The organism is uncultured Leptotrichia sp. (assembly GCF_938036635.1).
Taxonomy (GTDB): Bacteria; Fusobacteriota; Fusobacteriia; order Fusobacteriales; family Leptotrichiaceae; genus Leptotrichia; species Leptotrichia hongkongensis.
Genome location: NZ_CALHQO010000556.1, coordinates 1 through 3,717 on the forward strand (window position 1 = coordinate 1; position 3,717 = coordinate 3,717).

Below are 3,717 nucleotides of genomic sequence, written 5' to 3' on the forward strand. Positions count from 1 at the left end.
GTTTAAATTTTAAAATATTAGTTGGACTGTTATCAATAATTTATTTAGTAGTATTTTTACTTTCTTATATTAATAAACTTACAAAATATTCTCAAAATAGAAAAGTTAAAAATAAAAATGGAGAAATAGAAGTTTCCATAAAAACAATAAATGAAACATCAAAAGATTTCTTAAATGGACAGGAAATCATTAAAAATTCAAAAGTAAAATCATATCCAAAAGGAAAATCTGTTGTTATTGAAGCTACTGTAGATACTTATAATGTCGATAACTTAAACGAAAAACTTGCAGAAATTCAAAATAAATTATCTGAATATGTTTTTCATTCAACTGGAATTACTGTGAAAAAAAGTAAAGTAAAATTGAAAAAAGTTTTAGGAGAAACAATTGTTGAAAAAAAAATTATTGACTCTCCAACTAATCAAAAAGAAAATATAAAAAAAAATAACAATAACATTATCTCAAAATTAGAAAATCAAACTAATACAGAAAATAAAACTTCTCCATCTGGAAAGGAAAATTAATGACACGAAGAAAAATTAGAGAAGAGATATTTAAACTTCTTTTTGAATATGAACTAATTAACAATGATATCGAAAAGAGAATAAATGATGTAATTACTGAAGAAAACTTAAAAAAAGATGAGGAAATTGATTTTTTAAGAAGTTATGTTACTGACATAATTGCAAATGAAGATATTTTAATTGGAAGGATAAAAGATGTGTTAGAAGGTTGGACTTATGAACGTCTTGGAACGATTGAAAAGGTCTTGCTAAAAATATCTTTTTATGAAATCACTATAAAAAAAATTGGATATGAAATTGCAATTAACGAAGTTTTAGAAATTTCCAAAAAGTATTCCTACAACGATACAAAAGATTTTTTAAATGGAATTTTAGCAAAATTAGTAAGAGATCAAAAAGCACTTGAATCTGTTTAATAAAATAAAAGTATGTTACGATTTGAATAAATAATTTTGTAAAACGAGGTTGTAAAAATTGTTTTTCTATTTTTTGCAACCTTTTTTTATGATAATATGAGTTTTTTTGTTGAATAACAGAATAAAATGAAAAAATAAAAAATTGAGAGGAGAAAAATGAAAAAATTTAATTTTAATTATGTGATATTAATTTTTTTAGTAGCATTTAATTTAAGGCTTGGAATATCAAGTGTTCCACCAATTCAGACTATAATTCAGGAATCATTGAGATTATCAAATTTTCAAGTGAGTCTTTTGGTGGGAATTCCTGTAGTTTGTATGGGAATATTTGCTTTTTTAGTAAGCAAAGTACAAGCAAAATTTGGTAGACAAAAAAGTATTTTATGGTTATTAATATTGTTGGGAATTAGTACGATTGGAAGATTATTTGTGACAGGATATGTATTTTTGCTAATTACAACATTTTGTATAGGATTTGCAATTGCAATAATTGGACCGTTGTTGTCAGGATTTATAAAAGAGGAATTTTCAGAGTATTCGAGCATTTTAGTTGGAGTTTATTCATTTGCGATGGGAGTTGGTTCTTTAATCGTTTCGAGTTTTACAAAAGCTATAACAATTTCGGTGAATTGGAAATTAGGATTGGGAATTTGGGGAATTTTGACGATAATTGCTGCTGCGATTTGGCAAATATTTTCTCCAAAAGAAGAACATTCAATTATCGAAGAGCAAAATCAGGAAAAAATTGTTTTAAATGATTTTAATATTTGGAAAATGATAATTTTCTTTTCTGTTCAATCAGGCATTTTTTATGGAATATCGACTTGGCTAGTTCCATTTTTAGAGAATAAAAATATTGATAAAAGTCAGGTAATTATGCTATTAACTGTATTTGTTGCAGCTCAAATGTTTTTTGGATTTGCAATACCTTTAGTTATGCATAAGATTGGAAGTATTAGAAAATGGACGATTATAAGTTCACTTTGTTTAGTGATTGGGTGTATCATTCCACTTGTAATACCTGTAAATATTTTATCAACAATTGTTTTCATAATGTTAATGTCGATTGGATTGGGAGGATCTTTCCCAATTGCGATGATTTTACCACTAAAATATGCAAAAACTGCAAACGAAGCGAGTGTAGTAACCAGTGTTGTCCAAGCTTTTGGATATATAATTGGTGGGATTATACCAGTGTTCTTTGGATATATTGTAGATAGTACAAAAAATTTCAACAATTTATTTGTTCAAATGGCAGTTGGAAGCATAATTTTGTTAATGATTGGAATGAGTAAATTTACTCACAAAAAATAAAAGTGAATTCATTTTAGGGAAGATTGATAATTAATTAATACGATAAATATAATTGAAAACTAGAAAAAAGTAATGTATACTAGAAATTAAATAATTTTGTTTAAATTTGAAAACTGAAATAAATGGAAGTGAAGAAATGATAAAAAAAATAATGATAATAGATGTTTTGGCTTTGGCTATCAATGGGGTGTAGTGAAAAGGAGAAAACAGTCTATAAACAGATTGAGCTAGATACGAAAGATGCTTTGGAAGAATATGCGAGTCTTAATGAAAAAATTAAACTATCAAATTAGGGAGGAAAAAATTAATGAAAAAAATAGGAATAATTATTGGGAAATTTTTCCCGCTTCACATCGGACATGTAAACTTTATTCAAAGGGCCAGTGGAATTGTAGACAGATTATATGTTATTATCTCATATTCTGATGATGCAGATGATCTTCTTACTTCCAACTCCCGTTTTGTAAAGGAAATAACGCCAAAGGACAGATTACGTTTTGTAAAACAGACATTTAAAAATCAGCCAAATATTTCATCATTTTTATTGGATGAAAATAACTTTTCTCAGCAAGGTGATAACTGGGAAGAATGGGCTATAACCTTAAAAAATGAAATTGAAAAAAGAGAAAAAATGGAAAATGAAAACGAAATAGACTGGAAAAATGATGTGATATTCATTAGCAATCGTGATGAAGACAAAGAGTACAATTTAAAGCATTTTGGATCTGAAACTAAATCAATTGACAAAAATTATATTGAATACAACGTAAACTCAAAGCAAATTCGTGAAAATCCAAGTAAATACTGGGAATTTTTACCACGTGAAGTAAGGGAGCATTTAATTCCCATTATTACAATTTGTGGAGGGGAAAGCAGTGGAAAAAGTGTAATGATAGACAAACTTGCAAATGTTTTTAATACAACTTCTGCTTGGGAATATGGACGTGAATATGTTTTTGAAAAATTGGGTGGAGATGAAGAATCATTACAATATTCTGACTACGAAAAAATCGTTTTCGGGCATCAGTCAAATGTCTTATATGCTGCAAGAAATGCTAATAAATTTGCATTGATTGATACAGATTACATTGCAACACTGGCCTTTTGCCTAACTTATGAAAAACGGGACAATCCAATAGTTCGTGAATTTGTACAAAATTACAGATTTGACTTGACTATTTTACTTGAAAATAATGTTACTTGGGTAAATGATGGCCTTCGTTCAATTGGCGACAATGACAGACGTGAAAAATTCCAAAATTTATTAAAGAAATTATATAAAGAATACAATATTCAATATATTACAGTAAAATCAAATAGCTACGAAAAAAGATACTTGGCTTGTAAACATATTATAAAGGCATATTTAGATGGTGCTGATAATTCACAGCTTCAGGAAATAGCAGATACTTTTATATAAAAAAATAACCTATTACTAAAATTTGTTTTAATACTTAGTAAAT

At 27.3% G+C, this 3,717-nt stretch carries 5 protein-coding genes; all 5 read left to right on the forward strand.

Going from position 1 to position 3,717, the window contains the following annotated elements; genetic code table 11:
• Positions 1 to 524: alkaline shock response membrane anchor protein AmaP (amaP, locus tag Q0370_RS11185; protein ID WP_299575736.1), on the forward strand; the 524-nt coding region annotated here is incomplete at its 5' end.
• On the forward strand, positions 524 to 940 hold the full coding sequence (gene nusB / locus Q0370_RS11190; RefSeq protein ID WP_299575738.1) for a transcription antitermination factor NusB: 417 nt from the start codon (positions 524 to 526) through the stop codon (positions 938 to 940). The genes amaP and nusB, both read left to right, overlap by 1 nt.
• 156 nt (positions 941 to 1,096) lie before the next feature.
• Complete coding sequence (locus tag Q0370_RS11195; RefSeq protein WP_299575741.1) at positions 1,097 to 2,254, forward strand: CynX/NimT family MFS transporter; 1,158 nt, start codon at positions 1,097 to 1,099, stop codon at positions 2,252 to 2,254.
• Positions 2,255 to 2,415: 161 nt separating this feature from the next.
• Positions 2,416 to 2,547 (forward strand): hypothetical protein, encoded by a 132-nt coding sequence (locus tag Q0370_RS11200; protein WP_299575744.1) that lies wholly within the window; start codon positions 2,416 to 2,418, stop codon positions 2,545 to 2,547.
• 14 nt (positions 2,548 to 2,561) lie between these two features.
• Positions 2,562 to 3,674 (forward strand): multifunctional transcriptional regulator/nicotinamide-nucleotide adenylyltransferase/ribosylnicotinamide kinase NadR, encoded by a 1,113-nt coding sequence (nadR, locus tag Q0370_RS11205; RefSeq protein WP_299575746.1) that lies wholly within the window; start codon positions 2,562 to 2,564, stop codon positions 3,672 to 3,674.
• Positions 3,675 to 3,717: the final 43 nt, after the last annotated feature.